Source organism: Nocardiopsis tropica (assembly GCF_042660575.1).
Lineage (GTDB): Bacteria > Actinomycetota > Actinomycetes > Streptosporangiales > Streptosporangiaceae > Nocardiopsis > Nocardiopsis tropica.
The window spans coordinates 413,555-429,688 of sequence record NZ_JBHSUF010000002.1; the positions used below are offsets into that span (position 1 = coordinate 413,555).

General features: G+C 68.4%; 34 protein-coding genes. 8 read left to right on the forward strand and 26 right to left on the reverse strand.

Translation table 11 applies throughout. The features are described 5' to 3' along the window. Nucleotides 1-59: 59 nt before the first annotated feature. Nucleotides 60-596, reverse strand: a complete 537-nt coding sequence (locus ACFQBR_RS04630) for a hypothetical protein (protein ID WP_344175621.1) — start codon at nucleotides 594-596, stop codon at nucleotides 60-62. Nucleotides 597-678: 82 nt separating this feature from the next. On the opposite strand from ACFQBR_RS04630, the gene ACFQBR_RS04635 reads away from it, so the two are divergent. Beyond that, on the forward strand, nucleotides 679-1,071 hold the full coding sequence (locus ACFQBR_RS04635) for a putative periplasmic lipoprotein (protein WP_344175623.1): 393 nt from the start codon (nucleotides 679-681) through the stop codon (nucleotides 1,069-1,071). Nucleotides 1,072-1,125: 54 nt separating this feature from the next. Here ACFQBR_RS04635 and ACFQBR_RS04640 read toward each other — a convergent pair whose 3' ends face one another. From ACFQBR_RS04640 to ACFQBR_RS04675, 8 genes are all read right to left on the reverse strand, one after another. Next, the gene (locus ACFQBR_RS04640; protein WP_344175625.1) at nucleotides 1,126-1,383 is read right to left on the reverse strand and encodes a hypothetical protein; all 258 of its coding nucleotides are present in this window, start codon (nucleotides 1,381-1,383) and stop codon (nucleotides 1,126-1,128) included. A 124-nt stretch (nucleotides 1,384-1,507) separates the two neighbouring features. After that, nucleotides 1,508-1,693, reverse strand: a complete 186-nt coding sequence (locus ACFQBR_RS04645) for a hypothetical protein (protein ID WP_344175627.1) — start codon at nucleotides 1,691-1,693, stop codon at nucleotides 1,508-1,510. Further along, nucleotides 1,690-1,839 (reverse strand): hypothetical protein, encoded by a 150-nt coding sequence (locus ACFQBR_RS04650; protein ID WP_344175630.1) that lies wholly within the window; start codon nucleotides 1,837-1,839, stop codon nucleotides 1,690-1,692. Before ACFQBR_RS04650 ends, ACFQBR_RS04645 begins: the two co-directional genes overlap by 4 nt. Before the next feature lie 32 nt (nucleotides 1,840-1,871). After that, the gene (locus ACFQBR_RS04655) at nucleotides 1,872-2,126 is read right to left on the reverse strand and encodes a hypothetical protein (protein WP_344175632.1); all 255 of its coding nucleotides are present in this window, start codon (nucleotides 2,124-2,126) and stop codon (nucleotides 1,872-1,874) included. A 190-nt stretch (nucleotides 2,127-2,316) separates the two neighbouring features. Then, nucleotides 2,317-2,697 (reverse strand): hypothetical protein, encoded by a 381-nt coding sequence (locus ACFQBR_RS04660; protein ID WP_344175634.1) that lies wholly within the window; start codon nucleotides 2,695-2,697, stop codon nucleotides 2,317-2,319. A gap of 78 nt (nucleotides 2,698-2,775) precedes the next feature. Next, complete coding sequence (locus tag ACFQBR_RS04665) at nucleotides 2,776-2,985, reverse strand: hypothetical protein (RefSeq protein ID WP_344175636.1); 210 nt, start codon at nucleotides 2,983-2,985, stop codon at nucleotides 2,776-2,778. 17 nt (nucleotides 2,986-3,002) lie between these two features. After that, complete coding sequence (locus tag ACFQBR_RS04670; RefSeq protein WP_344175638.1) at nucleotides 3,003-3,215, reverse strand: hypothetical protein; 213 nt, start codon at nucleotides 3,213-3,215, stop codon at nucleotides 3,003-3,005. 9 nt (nucleotides 3,216-3,224) lie between these two features. After that, on the reverse strand, nucleotides 3,225-3,578 hold the full coding sequence (locus ACFQBR_RS04675) for a hypothetical protein (protein WP_344175640.1): 354 nt from the start codon (nucleotides 3,576-3,578) through the stop codon (nucleotides 3,225-3,227). Between the two features lie 152 nt (nucleotides 3,579-3,730). Here ACFQBR_RS04675 and ACFQBR_RS04680 point away from each other — a divergent pair, with 152 nt between their 5' ends. Further along, on the forward strand, nucleotides 3,731-3,940 hold the full coding sequence (locus ACFQBR_RS04680; RefSeq protein WP_344175642.1) for a helix-turn-helix transcriptional regulator: 210 nt from the start codon (nucleotides 3,731-3,733) through the stop codon (nucleotides 3,938-3,940). A gap of 36 nt (nucleotides 3,941-3,976) precedes the next feature. On the opposite strand, the gene ACFQBR_RS04685 is transcribed toward ACFQBR_RS04680, so the two are convergent. From ACFQBR_RS04685 to ACFQBR_RS04750, 14 genes are all read right to left on the reverse strand, one after another. Beyond that, nucleotides 3,977-4,186, reverse strand: coding sequence for a hypothetical protein (locus ACFQBR_RS04685; RefSeq protein WP_378552155.1), 210 nt, complete (start codon nucleotides 4,184-4,186; stop codon nucleotides 3,977-3,979). A gap of 29 nt (nucleotides 4,187-4,215) precedes the next feature. Further along, the gene (locus ACFQBR_RS04690) at nucleotides 4,216-4,368 is read right to left on the reverse strand and encodes a hypothetical protein (RefSeq protein WP_344175646.1); all 153 of its coding nucleotides are present in this window, start codon (nucleotides 4,366-4,368) and stop codon (nucleotides 4,216-4,218) included. A gap of 635 nt (nucleotides 4,369-5,003) precedes the next feature. Beyond that, nucleotides 5,004-5,168 (reverse strand): hypothetical protein, encoded by a 165-nt coding sequence (locus ACFQBR_RS04695; protein WP_344175648.1) that lies wholly within the window; start codon nucleotides 5,166-5,168, stop codon nucleotides 5,004-5,006. Continuing rightward, nucleotides 5,165-5,404, reverse strand: a complete 240-nt coding sequence (locus ACFQBR_RS04700) for a hypothetical protein (RefSeq protein ID WP_344175650.1) — start codon at nucleotides 5,402-5,404, stop codon at nucleotides 5,165-5,167. The genes ACFQBR_RS04695 and ACFQBR_RS04700 overlap by 4 nt, the downstream gene beginning before the upstream one ends. Before the next feature lie 82 nt (nucleotides 5,405-5,486). Continuing rightward, nucleotides 5,487-6,695, reverse strand: coding sequence for a helix-turn-helix domain-containing protein (locus ACFQBR_RS04705; RefSeq protein WP_344175652.1), 1,209 nt, complete (start codon nucleotides 6,693-6,695; stop codon nucleotides 5,487-5,489). A 14-nt stretch (nucleotides 6,696-6,709) separates the two neighbouring features. Continuing rightward, nucleotides 6,710-7,216, reverse strand: coding sequence for a flavoprotein (locus tag ACFQBR_RS04710; RefSeq protein ID WP_344175654.1), 507 nt, complete (start codon nucleotides 7,214-7,216; stop codon nucleotides 6,710-6,712). Between the two features lie 125 nt (nucleotides 7,217-7,341). Next, a complete protein-coding gene (locus tag ACFQBR_RS04715; protein ID WP_344175656.1) occupies nucleotides 7,342-7,593 on the reverse strand; it encodes a hypothetical protein in 252 nt (83 codons plus the stop codon). Continuing rightward, nucleotides 7,590-7,880, reverse strand: a complete 291-nt coding sequence (locus ACFQBR_RS04720) for a hypothetical protein (RefSeq protein WP_344175658.1) — start codon at nucleotides 7,878-7,880, stop codon at nucleotides 7,590-7,592. The genes ACFQBR_RS04715 and ACFQBR_RS04720 overlap by 4 nt, the downstream gene beginning before the upstream one ends. Then, the gene (locus tag ACFQBR_RS04725) at nucleotides 7,877-8,197 is read right to left on the reverse strand and encodes a hypothetical protein (protein ID WP_344175660.1); all 321 of its coding nucleotides are present in this window, start codon (nucleotides 8,195-8,197) and stop codon (nucleotides 7,877-7,879) included. Before ACFQBR_RS04725 ends, ACFQBR_RS04720 begins: the two co-directional genes overlap by 4 nt. Then, nucleotides 8,197-8,403 (reverse strand): hypothetical protein, encoded by a 207-nt coding sequence (locus ACFQBR_RS04730; RefSeq protein ID WP_344175663.1) that lies wholly within the window; start codon nucleotides 8,401-8,403, stop codon nucleotides 8,197-8,199. The genes ACFQBR_RS04725 and ACFQBR_RS04730 overlap by 1 nt, the downstream gene beginning before the upstream one ends. After that, complete coding sequence (locus ACFQBR_RS04735) at nucleotides 8,403-8,540, reverse strand: hypothetical protein (protein WP_344175666.1); 138 nt, start codon at nucleotides 8,538-8,540, stop codon at nucleotides 8,403-8,405. The genes ACFQBR_RS04730 and ACFQBR_RS04735 overlap by 1 nt, the downstream gene beginning before the upstream one ends. Nucleotides 8,541-8,594: 54 nt before the next feature. Beyond that, complete coding sequence (locus tag ACFQBR_RS04740) at nucleotides 8,595-8,792, reverse strand: hypothetical protein (RefSeq protein ID WP_344175668.1); 198 nt, start codon at nucleotides 8,790-8,792, stop codon at nucleotides 8,595-8,597. A gap of 13 nt (nucleotides 8,793-8,805) precedes the next feature. After that, nucleotides 8,806-8,994 (reverse strand): hypothetical protein, encoded by a 189-nt coding sequence (locus tag ACFQBR_RS04745; protein ID WP_344175670.1) that lies wholly within the window; start codon nucleotides 8,992-8,994, stop codon nucleotides 8,806-8,808. Then, nucleotides 8,994-9,239: a hypothetical protein gene (locus ACFQBR_RS04750; RefSeq protein WP_344175672.1), complete on the reverse strand. Its 246-nt coding sequence runs from the start codon at nucleotides 9,237-9,239 to the stop codon at nucleotides 8,994-8,996. The genes ACFQBR_RS04745 and ACFQBR_RS04750 overlap by 1 nt, the downstream gene beginning before the upstream one ends. Nucleotides 9,240-9,333: 94 nt before the next feature. Here ACFQBR_RS04750 and ACFQBR_RS04755 point away from each other — a divergent pair, with 94 nt between their 5' ends. The 6 genes from ACFQBR_RS04755 to ACFQBR_RS04780 all read left to right on the forward strand — a co-directional run bounded on the left by ACFQBR_RS04755 (nucleotide 9,334) and on the right by ACFQBR_RS04780 (nucleotide 13,462). Next, entirely contained in the window at nucleotides 9,334-9,543 is a 210-nt protein-coding gene (locus tag ACFQBR_RS04755) for a helix-turn-helix transcriptional regulator (protein WP_344175674.1), read from the forward strand. A gap of 258 nt (nucleotides 9,544-9,801) precedes the next feature. After that, nucleotides 9,802-11,058: a hypothetical protein gene (locus ACFQBR_RS04760; protein WP_344175676.1), complete on the forward strand. Its 1,257-nt coding sequence runs from the start codon at nucleotides 9,802-9,804 to the stop codon at nucleotides 11,056-11,058. Nucleotides 11,059-11,124: 66 nt separating this feature from the next. Then, nucleotides 11,125-11,583, forward strand: coding sequence for a hypothetical protein (locus tag ACFQBR_RS04765; protein WP_344175678.1), 459 nt, complete (start codon nucleotides 11,125-11,127; stop codon nucleotides 11,581-11,583). Nucleotides 11,584-11,701: 118 nt separating this feature from the next. After that, a complete protein-coding gene (locus tag ACFQBR_RS04770) occupies nucleotides 11,702-12,169 on the forward strand; it encodes a tyrosine-type recombinase/integrase (protein WP_344175680.1) in 468 nt (155 codons plus the stop codon). Nucleotides 12,170-12,240: 71 nt separating this feature from the next. Continuing rightward, the gene (locus ACFQBR_RS04775; protein WP_344175682.1) at nucleotides 12,241-12,486 is read left to right on the forward strand and encodes a hypothetical protein; all 246 of its coding nucleotides are present in this window, start codon (nucleotides 12,241-12,243) and stop codon (nucleotides 12,484-12,486) included. A 433-nt stretch (nucleotides 12,487-12,919) separates the two neighbouring features. Then, nucleotides 12,920-13,462 carry a hypothetical protein gene (locus ACFQBR_RS04780; protein WP_344175684.1) on the forward strand — a complete coding sequence of 181 codons (543 nt, stop codon included), beginning with the start codon at nucleotides 12,920-12,922 and terminating at the stop codon, nucleotides 13,460-13,462. A 34-nt stretch (nucleotides 13,463-13,496) separates the two neighbouring features. On the opposite strand, the gene ACFQBR_RS04785 is transcribed toward ACFQBR_RS04780, so the two are convergent. The 3 genes from ACFQBR_RS04785 to ACFQBR_RS04795 all read right to left on the reverse strand — a co-directional run bounded on the left by ACFQBR_RS04785 (nucleotide 13,497) and on the right by ACFQBR_RS04795 (nucleotide 16,090). Beyond that, on the reverse strand, nucleotides 13,497-13,931 hold the full coding sequence (locus ACFQBR_RS04785; protein WP_344175686.1) for a GNAT family N-acetyltransferase: 435 nt from the start codon (nucleotides 13,929-13,931) through the stop codon (nucleotides 13,497-13,499). Between the two features lie 56 nt (nucleotides 13,932-13,987). Continuing rightward, nucleotides 13,988-14,749 carry a metal-dependent hydrolase gene (locus tag ACFQBR_RS04790; protein ID WP_344175689.1) on the reverse strand — a complete coding sequence of 254 codons (762 nt, stop codon included), beginning with the start codon at nucleotides 14,747-14,749 and terminating at the stop codon, nucleotides 13,988-13,990. Nucleotides 14,750-14,929: 180 nt separating this feature from the next. Further along, complete coding sequence (locus ACFQBR_RS04795) at nucleotides 14,930-16,090, reverse strand: hypothetical protein (protein WP_344175691.1); 1,161 nt, start codon at nucleotides 16,088-16,090, stop codon at nucleotides 14,930-14,932. Between the last annotated feature and the right edge of the window lie 44 nt (nucleotides 16,091-16,134).

Consider the following 16,134-nt stretch of genomic DNA (forward strand, 5'->3'; position numbering starts at 1 on the left):
GCGACAGATCCACGCCCACCCCCGAATCCTGACCCCCGATAAGCCAGCGTTATCGGCGGCTAGATATTGGTTGAGGTCTCATCGGGAGGCTCTGAGTCGAGGACTTCCGCGGCCTTCTCCAGAGCGTCCGCGATCCCCGACAGCATCGACGCCGCGGTCGTCGCACCCGAATCCGTCTCGGTGGCGAGGATCTTCAGGTGCTTGTCGAGGGCGACGGCGCTGGCGGTCATGAGGTTGCGGAGATCGCCCGTCGGCGCCCGTTCGAGGATCGCCTCGTTGTACGTGTTCTCCTTGCCGCCGAAGCTGAACACCAAGTGCGGCTGATCCATCTGGTCGAGCAGTTCGCTCGCCTTTCGGAGGTACTTCGCTGACACCTCAGCTCGCAGCGCCGCCATGTCGGTCGTGCGCGCGCGTGTGGCCTTTTCGGTGGCCGCACGTGCGAAGGCGTCCTTCACATTCCCCTCAGCTGCGATGCGGCGGACGGTGTCGGGGCTTACCTCGTGGGCCTTGGCGATTCCGCGACAGGTGCCGCCGGCGCGGATGTCTTCGAGGATGGCGGCGCGCTGTTCGTCGCTGATGCGCTGTCCCTGGGCCACAACACCCTCACCTCCGCCCGTTCCTGGTGCACACTGGTGTCCCGCGTCGCCCGCTCCGACGTCCCCCTACCGGAGGTGTGTCGTGAAGCGTTTGCTGGTGTGCGCTGCTGTCGTGGTCATGGTGTCGGGCTGCTCTGGCGCCGACGCTCCCGTGGAGGAGCCGTCCCCGTCGGAGGCCGCAGTCGAGTCCCCGTCCGCGTCTCCGGAGGTGGTGGTGGATCCGATGTCCGCTCAGATCATCTGCCAGGACCTCAGGCTGTGGGACGCGTACCGCCGAGCGAACCTTCCGCAGGAGCGCGAGGCAATGGTGTCGCTGGGGGAGGACATCTCCGCGAAGGCGCTGGAGGAGGATGCGGAACCGGAGTTGCGTGAGATCGCCGTGGAGTACGAGGGGGAGCCGGGGGTGTCTGCTGACGCGATGATCCCGTGGTGCACGGAGAACACGGAGGCGGCGAATCCGTCTTCGCCGTGGTGAGTCGCCCGGCCGCGCGCCTACCCCCTGTGGGCGGCGGCCGGGACGTGTGTGGGGTCAGCGCTTCTCGTTGTCCGCGTTGATCAGGTCTAGGTTGAGCCCGCCCGGGTGGACGTGGTGGACGTGCGTGACCGTGTCCGAGACCTGTTCGCGGGCGCGGCGGATGAGACGCACTCCGGCTCCCGGGACGGTCGCGACTGGCTTGCCTGCCCCGCCGTCATGGAAGAGGAAGTTGCCGTCGCTGTCGTAGTCGTACCGCTCGGACTCGATGGTCTCGACGTGCCCGTCGGTCCAGGTGACGGCGAAGGCGGCCATGGTGTCTCCTGAGGGCGTGGAGGGCTTGCCCCGGCCGTCCCGCCCTCACAGGACAGCCGGGACGGTGTTGTCCGGTCGCGGGCCATGCGCGGGAGCGCGAAGCGTGTGTGCCCGGCCGGACGGTCTAGTGGGTGCGCTTGCGTCGATCCCAGGCGATATTCAGCAACACGCCTGCCAGGAAGGTCGCAAGGCACAGGCCGACAAACACGGGCTCTTGGGTGAGCGCCCATACGACGACGGCGACGGGAATCGCGAGAATGACCGCCATTCCCGTGAGAAGGAGCCAGAGGCGGAGATGGAGCACGCTCACCTCTGCTCAGTCTCGTCGGCGGACTCCGCGTTCAGGGCCGCCAGTCGGGCGTTGACCATGCGCCGCCATCGGATGTCCAGGGCGAGCCGGAAGATGCCGTGGATCGCGACGACCACCAGGGCGCAGGCGACGAGGAGGAGTTCCATGGGCGTCTCCTGAGGGCCGGGAGGGCGGATGGTCAGATGCGGGAGCGTCCGCACGCGGTCCACGTGAGCAGTGCCGCGAGATCAGCGTCAGCGGGCGGGGCAGCGGCCACAGCGCACGCGAACGCCTCATCCTCAGACGAGACCACGGCGTGCGGCTGGTCATCGAGGTCGACGCACCACACGTCATCGATGCGGGTGATCCGAGCGAGGGTGCCGTCAGCGGACACCCACGCGAAGGCGTTCGCGAGAGCGAGCCGGGCGCGGGTCCTGTCCTGTGTCCGAGCCATGCGGGAGACGACCCCCCGAAGGTGGTCGCGTTCTTGGGCGGGGTCGACCATGAGCACCTCCGGGCACGCAAAAGGCCCCGGGAGCTTTCGCTTCCGAGGCCGATGTTCTGAGGGGTTTTCTCAACCCTATTGAATCTTACGGAACTTTTCGGTTGTGCGCAACTCTTCTGAGAAAGCGCAGGTCAACTGCTCACCGCTCGTCTCCCTCCCCCTGCCTGATGAGCTCTCCCCACGATCCGTCGTTGATCTCGCACTCCAGCACCCACGCCGTGTGCGACTCCGGGATGCGCGCTTCCCCGATGACGACACGCCCCGGACCCATCACGAGGAACGAGGCGACCCACGAGTACGAGACCGCCGGGACACCCCGCGCTTGAAGCGCCCCCACCACCCACAGGCCCACCGGGCTACACCGGTCCGACATGCGCTGCCCCACGATCTGGTCCGCGTCGATCAGACCTGCGAGCTGCTCCGTGGTCAGCCAACCCGCCTCCCCGAGGATCTCGTCCAGGGCGGCGTTCACATCCGGCCGCCCCAGACGTGGGGGAGCGAGCGCGATAGTCTCCAACATGATCCTTCTTCCGTAGCTGGTTGCAAGGTCGCGAGGCCCGGCGGGAGGTGGTGCTCCTGCCGGGCCGTCTTCGTGTGGTCAGTCGAAGTCGTGGTCAGAAGCCCGGTACGCCAACGTGAGCGGCCCCCAGGTGTCTGCGACCTGACCGATGGGATGGGGCGTAGCGTTCGGCGCGTACCCCGCAGTGATGGCGTGCAGGTTGTCGGGGGTGCCGTACACGAACCAGATGTCGCCGTCAGAGTCGCGGACGGTATCGCCGGGACATGGAACGTAGGGCGCTTCGGCCATTGGGCTCTCCTTCGTTGTCATACGCTTGCGTGCTTCAGGTACCGCCGGTACGCCTCGTAGCTGATCCGGCCCGCGTCGACGTCGAGCATGTGGCCGGCGCAGATCGGCCCGTCGTCACACAGCGCCCCGCACTCGTCCGGGTAGCCGAGCCTGGTCACCTCCACCACGCACCTGAGCTCCACGTCGGGCACCTCCTCCTGGAGGTAGTAGCGGTCCTCAATGAGCGTCATGCGAGTCTCCTAGGCGGCGAGTGCGAGCAGCTGGACACGGGCGGCCTTGTACGTGTCCTTGCGCGGCCGGTAGGTCACGAGCCCGCCCATGACCCGCCCGAGGGTGTACCGGGTGCAGGAGCGTCGCACGCCGTCCTTCCGGACGAACCCGTCGATGCCCCCGCTGATGCGCTTCCGCAGCGTCGCCGCCATCCCGGTCGCGGTCGTCTCGTCGACCCCGAGGGCCCGCAGGTGGCCGGCGACGGTCTTCAGTCCGGCCCGGTGCGCGGTCTTCGCTGCGGTGCGGGTGGCGACGGTGGCGCGGCGCTGGAGGCGGCGCATGTGCCGCTTGATCCGGGCTTCGGTGACGGTGGGGCGGCGCATGGGATCCTCCTAGAACCTTGCCTTGCTGACATTGACAAGGTTAGCCAGACTCGGGGAACCTTGTCAATGTGAAGCTGCAAAGTTCTGGTCAGAGAGGACACGACGTGCCGACGCTAGACTTTGTCCACATCACGCGGACAACGAGACGAGCCATGGCAGACCCCGAAGCCGAGTACTGGACGATCCCCGACGTCGCCGAACACTGGGGGGTGACACCCCAGACCATTCGCTCCTACAGGGCGCGCAAGCGCGGGGAGCTTCCGCCGGAGGACAAGATGTTCGGACGCACCCCCGCGTGGAAGCCGCAGACCATCCTGGAGTTCCAGCGCCCAGGGAAGGGTGCCCGCACGGACCTGAAGTAGACGAAGCCCGCCCCAGTTCCCCGGGGCGGGCTTCCGTCATCCTTGCGGCACCGCCACATACGACTGGCCGGAGAGCGTCTCCACGTCGCCCTTCGGCACGTCCTGCTCGACCCACCGCCACTGGTGCGGCTCCGCGTGCCCGGGGAGGGTCTGGTACTGCTCGCACCACCCCACACGCGCCCGGCCGCCCATCCACGCGAGGAGGTAGGCATGAAGCCGCACCCCCTGGACGGTCACGCGAACCATGGGCGGGGTGCGGTGGGTGGGCGGGGATCTCACCGGTAGTCCGGCCGGTAGGTCGAGTCGTTCTCGGCGTCGACGAGCCGGTCGAGCATCATCCCGACGAGGGCGCGCTGTGAGGGCGGCAGGGAAGCGAGCCACTTCTCGTCTTCGGCGGCTTCGGCGTCCGAGACCTCTTCATCGTCCACGCAGGTCATGTACCCGCAGACGACGAAACCCCCACCTTGCGTGGGGGCCTTCGTATCCCCGCGCGGGCGGGGAGCAAACGCACTCAACGTAGACCCCACCGAGGGGATCAACCCCGCGTGCGCGGGGAGCAGCTCAGCGGCAGTCGCACTGGCCGGTGAGCCCGCACGTGCCGCACGCGGAGGTCGGAGTGGCCGGTCCTTCGGGGCCGTCACTGGGCGCCCATCCGCCGGGAGTGCGGGGCTTCTGCCGACGCTTCGCCGCTGCTCGACGCCGTCCGGCCTTCGACCATCCGCTCGGCGGCTTCGGCTTCTCGGGGGTGTCTGCCATGGTGCTCCTCTCGGTGGGTCCATTTTCCCACCCGAGTACGACTGTCGGGCGGGATTGCAAAAACCCCCGCCCACTGGATCGTGGACGAGGGCCGGGCCCGCTCATGTGTCTTCCCCGCGGACCCTTCCCCGGGGAGCCACCCCGGGGCCACCGCGCTATGCCCCGTGGGGCGCGCGGAGGATCAAAGGGGGCGCCGCTGTCACGAACAGCTGGCGCCCCCGCCCGACATCTGGTCGGGCTCGTCGCTTCCCCTCGCAAGGTGCGACGTCAGGCCCCGCGCACGGCAAGGGAAGCGCGCGCGGGAAGCTCATCGGGTCTTCGGCCCCCACCGGACGCCGTCCATCGCGTCGGGCACCTCGTGGCCGGCCGCGCGGAGGTCGTCCTCCCACCGCAGCTCCATGGCGATCAGCTCGCCTTGGCGGTCGTAGTCGGCCTGTTCCTTCGGGGTGAGTGGGGCGTCGGCGCGGCTCACGTCGCCTCCACCGTGTACGGTCCGCCGACCCTGGGGCCGGGTACGCGCATCTTCGCTTCGAGGGCCTTGGCCGACTCCTCCATGAGGGTGGGCTCTACGCCGTCCTGAAGCGCGTTCGCCATCCAGTACCGGGGGGTGCGCCAGATCCGCCACGCATCCCCGTACATGCGCTGGAGGCGTTCGAGCTCCGCGCTGTCTTTGGTGGGGGACGGTGCAACCCCCGGTGAGGTGTCCATGGGTCGAAGGTACGAGCGCGGGCCCGCAGTGTTCCGCAGCGCCGAAAAGGTAAAAGACCCGCAGAATACTGCGGGTCCGGTCCTAGGCGACGCCCGCACGCTGAGCGAGAGGCCGCAGCTCAGGCGTGCTCCTCTTGTGCTCCCGGCGCAGAAGCTCCGTCAGCACAGCCGCAGTCGACGGGTCATGCCGAACGAGCTCCGCCGCGATCTTCTCGGCTTCGAGGAGAGTGTTCACCGCGGCGGCGTCCTGCCGGGTCTGCGTGTACGCGCACGCCACATCCAGATGCACCTGGGCCCGGCGCCCGACAAGCCCGGCGGGGAGCTGCGCGACGTCGAGGGCCTCGCCGGCCGCGACGGCAGCACGCGCGTCCCCGACCTTCACCGACGTGCTGATCGTGTGGATGGCGACGTTCGTCGGCCCGAACGCGGTCCCGTGAAGATTCAGGTCCGCGCCGAGACGGTCCGCCGCCCGCTGCGCCTGACGGAGGAAACGAGGCACTGCCGCCCGGTCGTACTCCGCCGCCGCTGCGGTCGCCGCCGCCAGGTGCAGTCCCCCGTACACGGACAGCTCCTCAGGGGTGCCGGGCTGCATCCGCCGCTCCAGGGCGTGCGCCGCACCCATGGCGAGCTCGGCGGCCACATCGGGATTGCCGCGGCTGATGAAAACGTAGGAGAGCCGGTACGCGCCGACGGCGGCGAGGAGGGTTTCGTCCGCCCACTCCGCTGCGGCCATCGCACGGTCCGCGGCCTGCCACGCCAGATCCTTCGCACCCACCCTCCTGAGTACCGCCGCGGCCGTGTTGTAGACCATCGCCCGCGCCGAGCACACCGCCGGACGGTCCGCACCCCGAGAGCGAGCAGCAGCCTCCACGTCCCGGATCAGGCGGGGGAGACGACGGCCCACCTCCGTGTACCGGGTGGCCTGGTAGGCGGCGTAGGTGCGGTGGGCTTCAGCGCGCAGCCGGGCCACGTCCACCGGGTCCTCGCGGCCGGTCTCCGCGACGATGACTTCCAGGGACGTGTACCGCATCATGGCGCGCTCGATGGCGTCGGCGGGTGTGTAGCGCACGGGGGTGGCCTCTTCGGTGTCTCCGGTGAGCTCGGACAGGGGCAGGCGGAGGATGTCAGCAAGCCGGGTCAGGACGTCATGGGAGTCGACCGACAGCTTGCCGCGCTCGACTTGGGACAGCCACGACTCGGACCGGCCCACGAGTCCGGCGAGGACGGTTTGGGAGTAGCCGCGCCGGCGGCGGTGGCTGCGGATGATCTGGCCCCTGGTGGCTGCGTCCACGCCGGGCCTCCTGTCTAGAGAGTGCGGACGGTGTGGAGTAGGTGTTCCCAGGTGGGGAGGCGGGACTCGTAGGGGGCGTCGTGGTCGTAGACGAGGGTGACGGCGGGGATGCTGCGGAGGGTGTTGAGGCTGCGCTGGAACGCCGGATGCGACGCCAACTGGGGTTTGCAGTGGGGGACGACGATGGTGGGGACGTCGTAGCCGACCATTTCGCAGAGGACGCTGAGGGCGAAGGTGTCGGCGTGCCCGTCAGCGAACTTGTTCACCGAGTTGAAGGTCAGCGGGCAGGCGACCACGAGGTCGGCTTTCGGGGACCCTTCGCCTTCTCCGGGCATCCGGTACTCGGTGCGGACGGGCGACCCGGTCAACTTCTCCAGCTCGGTGGTGTCGTGGAACCGAACGCCTGTGGGGGTGGACATGCACACCACCTGCCAGCCGTCGCCCTGGAGGAGCTTGACGAGCTTGGGGACGCCTTCGGGGGCTGGGGCGCCGGATACGACGAGGTAGAGGGTTTTCGCCATGTGGGCAGTGTAGGCGGGAGGGTCTGCGGGGTAGGGTGTTTCGCGAACGGGTTCCTTGCCGCTGCGTAGGTGAGGGCCCGTTTGTCATGACATGTATTGGGCCCCGCCGTGAGGCAGGGCCCGGGTCAATTCCTCTGGCTCTTCTTCACGGCGCGGCGCACGTGGGTGCGCAGCAGCTTGCCGAGCTGCTTCCACTCGGCGTCGAACTCCTCCAGGGACTTGATCTTGACGACCGGGGTCGGGCCGCAGCACCCGCAGTCAGCGACCGCGACCTCGACCGTCCCGTCGTCGTGCAGGTGGACTTCCCAGTCGCCGGAGCCGTGGTACGGGTCGCCCGACAAGTCAGTTCCCATCTGCTCCCAGATCATCTCGCTCATGCTTTCTCCTCCCAGTACTCGACTTTGACGCCGACGCTTTCCGCGTAGGCGATCTCCGAGGCGACCGCCCGCCCGATGGTCCCGTCGGGCTTGCGCACGGCCACCACCAGGTCGCTCATGTCGATCTTGCGGTGGTGGGTGTCGGTCAACTCCGCCATTTCCTCCTCGGTGACCGGGCGTCCCATGGGGAGCGGTGCGAGGACGGCGTGTCCGGCGAGGGTGAGCTCGCGGTCGGCGGCCACGAGGAGCTCGGGATGGGCGACGCTGCCGCACAAGGTGATGGTCACGTCTCCTCCCCGGCGATCTCCCGGGCGCGAGACAGGGCGGCGGCCAGCCGTTCCCGGTCGCGCGCTTCTCGAACCGTGCGGTTCACGTCCTCCAATCGGTCAACGCGTGCTGCCCAGAGTTCGGCTTGCTCGCTGAGCTGCTGGTTCTCCCCCTCCAGCTCCCGCACGCGCTCCTCACGCCGCCGGAGCCGGTCTACGAGTTCGGCCTCGCGGCGACGCATCGCAACCCCCTGCTTCAGGAGGCTCACGACGTACTCCTGGCTGCGTTCGTAGACGCGCCGCCAGTCGGTGGCGGTCATGGTGTCCAGCGGGTCCATCACTTCTCTCCCCTCATGTCCTTGAGTGCCCGCAGGTATCCGTGTTCCACCGGGTCGTCGCTGTACTCCTCGTGGACTTTCGCTTCGAGCTCTGACAGGCGGGTCTCGAACACCTCCATCACGGCGTCGGCGATTTCGGTGCACTCGTCCACCATGCCCACGCGGCGTGCGCGCAGCACCCCGGCGACCTTCTCTCGCAGGCCCATCACGACTCCTCGGAGCTGGTCACGCCGGGGCACACGCCGCACTCGTCGGAGTGCCAGTTCCGGTGTGCCATGTGTGCGTCCGTGCGCGGGCACGGGTCGTCGGGGGTTCCATCGGTGCGCTTAGTGGTGTCGGACATCTGCTCTCCTTGTGGTCTTCTGCCGCCCCGTGGCGGCCTCTTGCGTGCGGGGGGTCAGGCGCACCAGCGGTTGAAGTTGATGGACTTCGTTCCGAGCGCGACCCGGGCGAGCGCTGCGGGGCTGTCGGCTCCGTCCGCGATGGCCTGAAGCACGTCGGCATACAGGTCGTCTTCCTCGGAGTGAGCAACTTCGTCGTCCCCTCGGAGGTTGTTGACGTAGTTGACGCGGCTGGCAACGTCCTGCGGGGTCACTGTCTTCTCCTTCTCAGCTCTTGTTGACCTGGTGGTCCGGGTGTACGACGTCGCGCACCTCATCGCCGCGCACCGTGACGGGGATGCACAGCACCGCCCCGAGGAGCCCGTCGTCGGGGAACGGCGCGGCGGTCACGGTGTAGGTGTCCGGGCCGACTTGGTAGGCGTCGCCGGGGGTGAGGGAAGTCGCGGGGGTGAGCATCAGGAGGCCTCGTGCCGGGCGTGGAACCGGGCGTTCGTAAACGCCTCGGGGCCGTCTTCGTCGATGACGACCCAGTCCGTGGGGTGGACGCCAATGCCGTCATGGTCGGGGTCCACGCACAGCCCTCCGTCGCGGTACGTGTTCCACTGAAGGCGGTGTCGGGTGAGCAGGTCGGTCATGGGCCCGGGGTTGCGCGGGTTCCACTGGGCGGCGTGGACGGCGCGGGGCTTGAGGCGGTACTCCATGGGGGCTCCTTCGCAGTCTTGTCTATGTCCTATAGACATCGTACCCTGCATGCCACCCTTTGTCCATCGTTCATAGACAAGCTACGATCGGGGTATGGAGCAACCCAAGATCCCCGGATACCTGTCAGCGGCCGACATCGCACAACGCCTCGGCGTGCGTGTCGAGACCATCCACCGCTACCGCCACCGCAAGGAAATACCGCCTGAGGACGCCAAATTCGGGAGGTCGCCGGCGTGGAAGGAAGCCACGATCGAAGCGTGGGAGAAGGAGCGCGCGTCGGCGTCGTGGAACCGGAAGAAGTGACCCGCTGACGTGCGCGGAGCCCCCGCCTGTCGGGGGCTTTGTCCGCTTTGGTGCACGTGCACACAAGGTAGACTGAGGGCACATCTACATAAAGCGAGCCCGCTCGGTGGTGGAACACCGAACGGGCTCTGACCACCAGACCTGCGCTAATCAGGAAAGGCGGCTAGGCGTGAAGCTTAGTCACATGGTAGCCCGTACCCAAAACTGGGGCGCTACCCAGCGAGCCACACCCGCGTACCTCCCCCAGGGAGGCGCGCGATGAGCACCGACACCTTCGAGATCGAAGCGCTCGACCAGCCCACCTTCACACAGGTCGGGCACTGGGTCGCCTTCCGATCCGACCTCTCACCCACCGCGCGGCACCTCTACACCGTCCTCGCGACGTTCGTGAACCAGGGCCGCCGCGCCAACGGGGACACCGACGTGTGGCCGTCCCTCAACCTCCTCGCCGTCACCCTCGGGCTGTCCAAGGGAGAGTCCGTCACCCCCTACGTCGATGAGCTGATCCAAGCCGACATTGTCGTCAAGCGCACCCACACCATCGGCGGCATGAACGCCCGCAACACCTACGCGATCCGCTTCAACCCGCCCCCCGGCATCGCCACGGCGAGCAGCCTCAAGGCCCTCCTCGCGCCCCTCAAGGAGATCGCCGACGACCCCAAAGCGATGAGCAAGGCCGCCAAGGACACCCGCGAGCTGATCGCGAAGAGGCGCGAACGGGAGAAGGCGAAGCGCACCGACGGCAAGGGCAAAACCGCAGGTCGCGCCGTACCCCGGAAAACTGGGGTACGTGCCCCCGAATCCCGGGGTACGCACCCCGGAAAACCGGGGTGTAACAAGACGCAGGTCGAACTAGACGCAGGTCGAACTACATCTTCCTCCTCTTCCGCTGACGCTTCCGCTGAGCGGGAGCCCGCTCCCGCCGTTGAGAAGAAGACGAAGAAGATCACCAAGAAGTCAGCAGAGGACATCGTCCTCGAGCGGCTCGCCCACATGACCCCCACCCTCGAGGAAGCCGACGCCGTCATCACCCTCGTCATCGCGAAGGCAGCAGCGAAGGGCATCCGAGTGGAACAGCCCGACCGGTGGATCGACGGCCGCGACAAGCGGGTGCTCGAGCAGGACCTCGAGGACGTGCGCCGTGCCTCGAAGGTCACCCTGTCGGGGGAGTGCGGACTGCACGAGGTGTCGCTCGAGTCGGGTGCGTGCTCGAGCTGCATGGGCGACATCAAAGCGGGCGACGCCGAAGCGATCCGCGCCCACCTGCTCGAGGTCGGCGCGGACTCGAGGCCGGACCTCGTAGCGGTCCTCGGAGCGCCCCAGGCGGCCCGTGTCCTCGACGAAGGGGATCGCATCAGGAGGATGCAGAAGGGCGCGTACAGGCCGTACAGGAACCCCGCAGACCAGTCCGAGTACGACGCACCGCTCATCCCGCCCCGTCCCCGCGGCGGCGCGCTCGAACCCGTCCCCACCGCCGAGGACTGGCAGACCGGGCGAGCCAAGATCAACATCTGAGCAAGACGGGCCCGCCGGAGGTCATCCGGCGGGCCCATCAGCGACCATGAACACAGGAGGAACGCCATGCCCAGATTCGAAGCCGACTGCCCCACCTGCGACACCCCCATCGAGTCCTACGAGCTCGCCAGCGGGCTCCTCGCCACCTACCCCAGCGCCGTCGCCGTGCCCGGCGGAGGGTTCGCCGACGGCCACCAGATCGGTGTTGGTGAGGTGCCCGGCCCGATGCACGGGATGACCCCCACCATCACTTCCGCTCCCGACCACGACGTGATGACCCTCCACCCGTGCGGGCACGTCCTGCGCGGCCCCGAGGTTCACGAACTGCGTTTCCGCATGCGCCAGGACATCCCCGAGCCGCTGAGGATCGGGGCGCCGGCCATCGACATGGAACTGAAAGCGGACGACGACCGGGTCACCGTGTCACTCAACGCCCCCTCGGGGGGTCGGGCGAGGTCACTGGATCGCGCCCAGGCGGCCCGGGTGCGGGACTGGCTGACGAAGTACCTGGACGAGACCGCCTGACCCCCGGGGCGCTTCCACCACGGGAGCGCCCCGCCGGTTGCCCACTAGGTTGCCCACTACCCGTGTGAAACACCTAGTGGGCAACCCCCACTCCGAACACCCACACACAGGAGCACACATGACCAGCCTCACCACCACCGAGGAAACCCGCTTCGAGCGCGCCATCAGCGCCCTGCCGAAAGCTCGCAACCGCGCCATCTGCCGCCTACTCCTCCACGCCGGCCTGCGAGCCAGCGAAGTCGTCGCCCTGGACGTCGACGACCTCCACCTGGACGACCGGGCGATCCGTGTGCCCGACGGGAAAACCCCTGCGCGGACCGTCCCGATCACCGACGAGGCCACGCTCGCGGACCTCGCCACCGTTGCGAGGGAGCGTGGGACGGGTCCGCTGTTCCTCGGCCAGACCGGGAACCGGCTGAGGACCGCCGTGGTGCTGTGGGCCGTCCGCAACGTCGGCACCAGCGCAGGTCTGGACGTGCGGGCTTCCACGCTGCGACACACCTACGCTGCCCACCTGGAGCGCGACGGCATGGACCCGGCGGAGATCGCCGCACGCATGGGGCGCAGCGCGACTGCGACTGCCTGACCCCCTGCCGCGTCGGATGGTCGGCGCGGCGGGGAACCATTTCCTAACAGGAAAGAGTTCACGGAGGACACATGCAACCCCTCGTCGACGCCGCCCCCTTCTCGCGGCCCTTGCTCACCACCGAAGAAGCCGAACAACTCAGCGAGGCCCTGGAAACCATCGGCCGCAACCTGAGCCAGACACTCCAGGACGCCGCGATCGCCATGGGGCGCGCGCTGGAGTCCGACATGGCCCGCTGGCGGGTTCGCAGCCTCATGCCCGACCTCACGGTGCGCGGCGTCCTCGTGGACGGCTACGTGGCGTACAAGGAGGCGTGACCATGAGACTCCGACGACAGTCACCCCTGTGGTGGCCAGCCGCGCCCGAACCACACCACCGGGCCGCCCACCCCGCATTCGCCCGTGGCGGCCACATCCCGGGGCCCGCTGTCCTCACCCCTGATCAAACACGTCGCCTCGGCCGCGATGCGTTACACGCCCTGTGTCAACACCCCGACGCCGTCCCCGTGGAATCTGTGGTGGACGGGGAACTCCTCGCGTGGCTGTGCCCGGGGTGCGACCGGCAGCTCGACCGGGACGCGCTCACCCGGGAGTGACAGGGCGCCTGACCCGCACGGGCGCCACTTCCAACTCCGGGCCCCGATCACTTGGAAGCCCGGTCCCTACTTCCAAGCCGTGTTGCTCCCAGTGTTGGAAGAAGCTGGGAGCAAACTGGGAACAGCGTTGACCGGCCGATCGCTACGGTTCCGACATGAACCTCGACTGGATCCAGAACCCCGCCTGGTGGACGCTCATTGTCTCCGGTCTCAGTGCCATCGCCGCCACCATCTCCGCCGTGATCGCTCGAAGGAACGCGCGAACCGCCAGGGCCGTGGCTCGCGTCTGCCATGTCGATTTGCAGATGACCCCTGGCGACGAGGACGACTACTCGTATCACGCCCACGACATACGACGCGCCCGCATCACCAACCACGGCGACGAGATCGCGTACAAAGTTACTCTCGACAAAGGTGCCACCAACCTCAAGGTTGGGGAGGTTAAGACAAAGACGCTGAACAAGGGCGACTGGCTGGAGTTCGACTTCCACCCCCCTTCAGTGAAGCTTCCAGCTGGGGCAGAAGAGGCGGAGCTGGTCGATTACTCGAACGACTATGGGGATATGGGCATCTCTCACACGTTCCACTTCACGTTTCAGCGGGACAAAGATCTTGAAGGCGACATCCGCGAACGAACGTTCCGGTACGAGGACGTCTACGGCCACAGGGGGAAGTTGCCAGGTGGCGATGATGCGTAGCTTCGGCCCTTGACTCCTAGGACAGGGCCGCAACCTAAGCCCACCGCCCCATGACGGGCCACTCCTCGTCGGGGTCGTCGACCGCCTCGAACCCGGCCGTGCGGAAGAACGCGACGCGCGCCTCGACGCCCTCGCCCTCGTCCGGGAACAGGAACACCCACCGGCAGCCAGCAGTGCGCGCCTCCTCCACGAACGCGTCCAGCAGCCCCGTACCGACCCCCCGCTGCCTCCATTCGGCGTCCACCACCAGAGACAGCACATACCCGTGCGGAGGCGGTACAAGGGCACCAGGGCCCGTGTACGCACCATCCAAGACGCCCTCGATCCAGCCCACGACCGCGCCGGCGTCGACGGCGACCAGGGCGACGGCGTCCTCGGAGTACCCCTTCGCGCCGAAGGACGGGGCAGAGCGGGCGACCAGGCGGGCGATGTCCGGGCCGTCCTCGGTCAGGGCAGGGCGGATCAGCATGGGGGCACGGTACCCACACGAAAGGCCCCCGCCGAAGCAGGGGCCGAGGTGTGAGGTCACGCCGGCGGAGGCATCGGCGTACTCAACAACATCACCAGCGGAATCCCCGCCAGCGACGCCACTCGGATCCCCGCCTCCACCGGAGACCGGTCCTCCGTGCGGAAAGCAACCGGACTCCGGAACATCCACCAACGCTTGCCATGGACCACGAAGGGCCACGCCAGCGGCACTCCGGACTTTGTCAGCCAATCGCCCAGCACGTGCGTGAGCGCGCCGACGAACACCGTCAAGCCGAGCAGCCACGCCGGAGGAGCAGCATCCGCCCCCCAGTACGCGTACATGGCCAAAAAGATCGAGACCCCCAGCACGACCTGACGACGCTGCTTCTGCGTCCCCCAGTCCTTCTTGAGCTTCAGCGCCGCCGTCCCCAGCCCCAGCGCGGACATCGACAGCACCAGCAGGGCCGCCCCCAGAGGCAGCAGTGAAAGCACCAGGGCGACCAGGCCGAACGCCAGACACGCTGGCACGGTGTGTGTGAGATGACGGTGCCCGCCGTCCTGGGGCTTGCGGAGCTCCACTTCCGTGGCAGTGCGCCGGTACACCTGACGGGAAGCGCCACGGAGCTTCCCGGAGACGAGCTCGGTGACCGCGCCGAGCGATCGACCTACGCGGGACCGCGGCTCGTCCAAGTCGGGCAGGAGGGCGGCGCCGGCGCCGACGGTTGCGCAGACGAACATGAATTCCGGCCTCTGGCCGATCCAGTAGCCGACCATCGCTCCGGTGAAGAGACCGGTCGCAGCGTGACTGACACCCATCATGAGGGGCTCCAAGGGGGAGGAGGGGACGCGTCCTGAGGATCTCTCGGACGTGTGACAGACCGTGGGCGAATGGCCACAAGAGGACAAGGCGGGAAAGGTCGATCGCTCAGCTGAGCCCACCGCTCGTCGATGCGCTCAGATGAACGGGGCGCCCGCTCGTACTGAGCGGGCGCCCACCGATCACTCCCCAGTGACCGCCTTCCGGTCACGCTTCGCCGTCGGCACGCTCACCGGGTGACCCGCTTCCGTGAGCGCCTGAGCGATCTCCGGTCCGGTCATGTCCGGGCGCTCAGCGAGGAGCTGAGCGACGATCTTCTGACGCTCGCTCACCGACCCCGACACCGGACGGGCGGGCCGCTCATCCGCGGCGGGCTCCTCCGGGGCGTCCTCCGAGGGCTCACCGGAGAGCAGCCGCTCGTAGTCGGTCTCAGACAGCCGCTCACTGCCGCTGGCCTGCGTGATCGCGTCACGCTCAGGGGTGCGCTCAGCCCCGATCGCAGGGCCGTTCACGGTCCGCTCAGCGCCCCGCTCGCCCTTGACGCTCACACCCAGATCCGCGAGCGACGGCACCCGCTTGCCGTTCTGTTCGTCCGGCTTGGCGTTCGCCACGGCGTCGTCGATGATCCCGATCAGCCACGCCGTGAGCGCCGCACCGAGCGGGCCGATGCTGTGAGCGATCAGAGCGACCACCGCAGTGAGCGTTCCGCTCTCCGGCCAGTGACCGGCGGCGTTGAGCGCGATCGACACAGTGAGCGCTCCCCACTCCGCGAGCGTCGCCCGACCGCCGAGATCACCACCCGATGAGCGGAGCACGGCGCGGACGACGATGAGGCCGCCCACGATCGTGATCAGCGCGGGCTCCAGCGCCCATGCCGCCCACCACATCGGGGAGCCGGACTGGATGTCCAGAAGGACTGTCAGGCCCGCGTGCACCCCCGCGGTCGACCAGGCCGCGAACGCCACGAGGACGGGCAGCAGCACGGCGAGGCTGACAGTTCGGACGCGGGCAACGCGCATCGCGCGCATCTCCGCGGACTGCTGGATCCGGGCCCGAACCCGGGCGCGCTCACCCGAGACGGTGGCGCGTCGGTACAGGCCGGAGAGGGCGCTGGACTCGCTGGCGTCGCGGTCCTCTTCACGGCGGTCGCGCTTGTCACGACGGGCCTCAGCGCGGGCCGCAGACACCGCGATCTGGTGCTTCACACGTGCCTGGAGGCGCTGTACGGCGTCGGAGCGCTTCAGGGAGTCCAGCCCCTGGCGCAGCGTCAGGCGGCGCTGGAGGTCCTCTACAGGGCCCGGGGGGCGCTCCTGCGGCTCGGTGGCCTGCTGTTCCTGTGTCATTGTGGTGGTGCCCTTCTGGGGTAAGTGGCCCGCCCCGGTTCCGC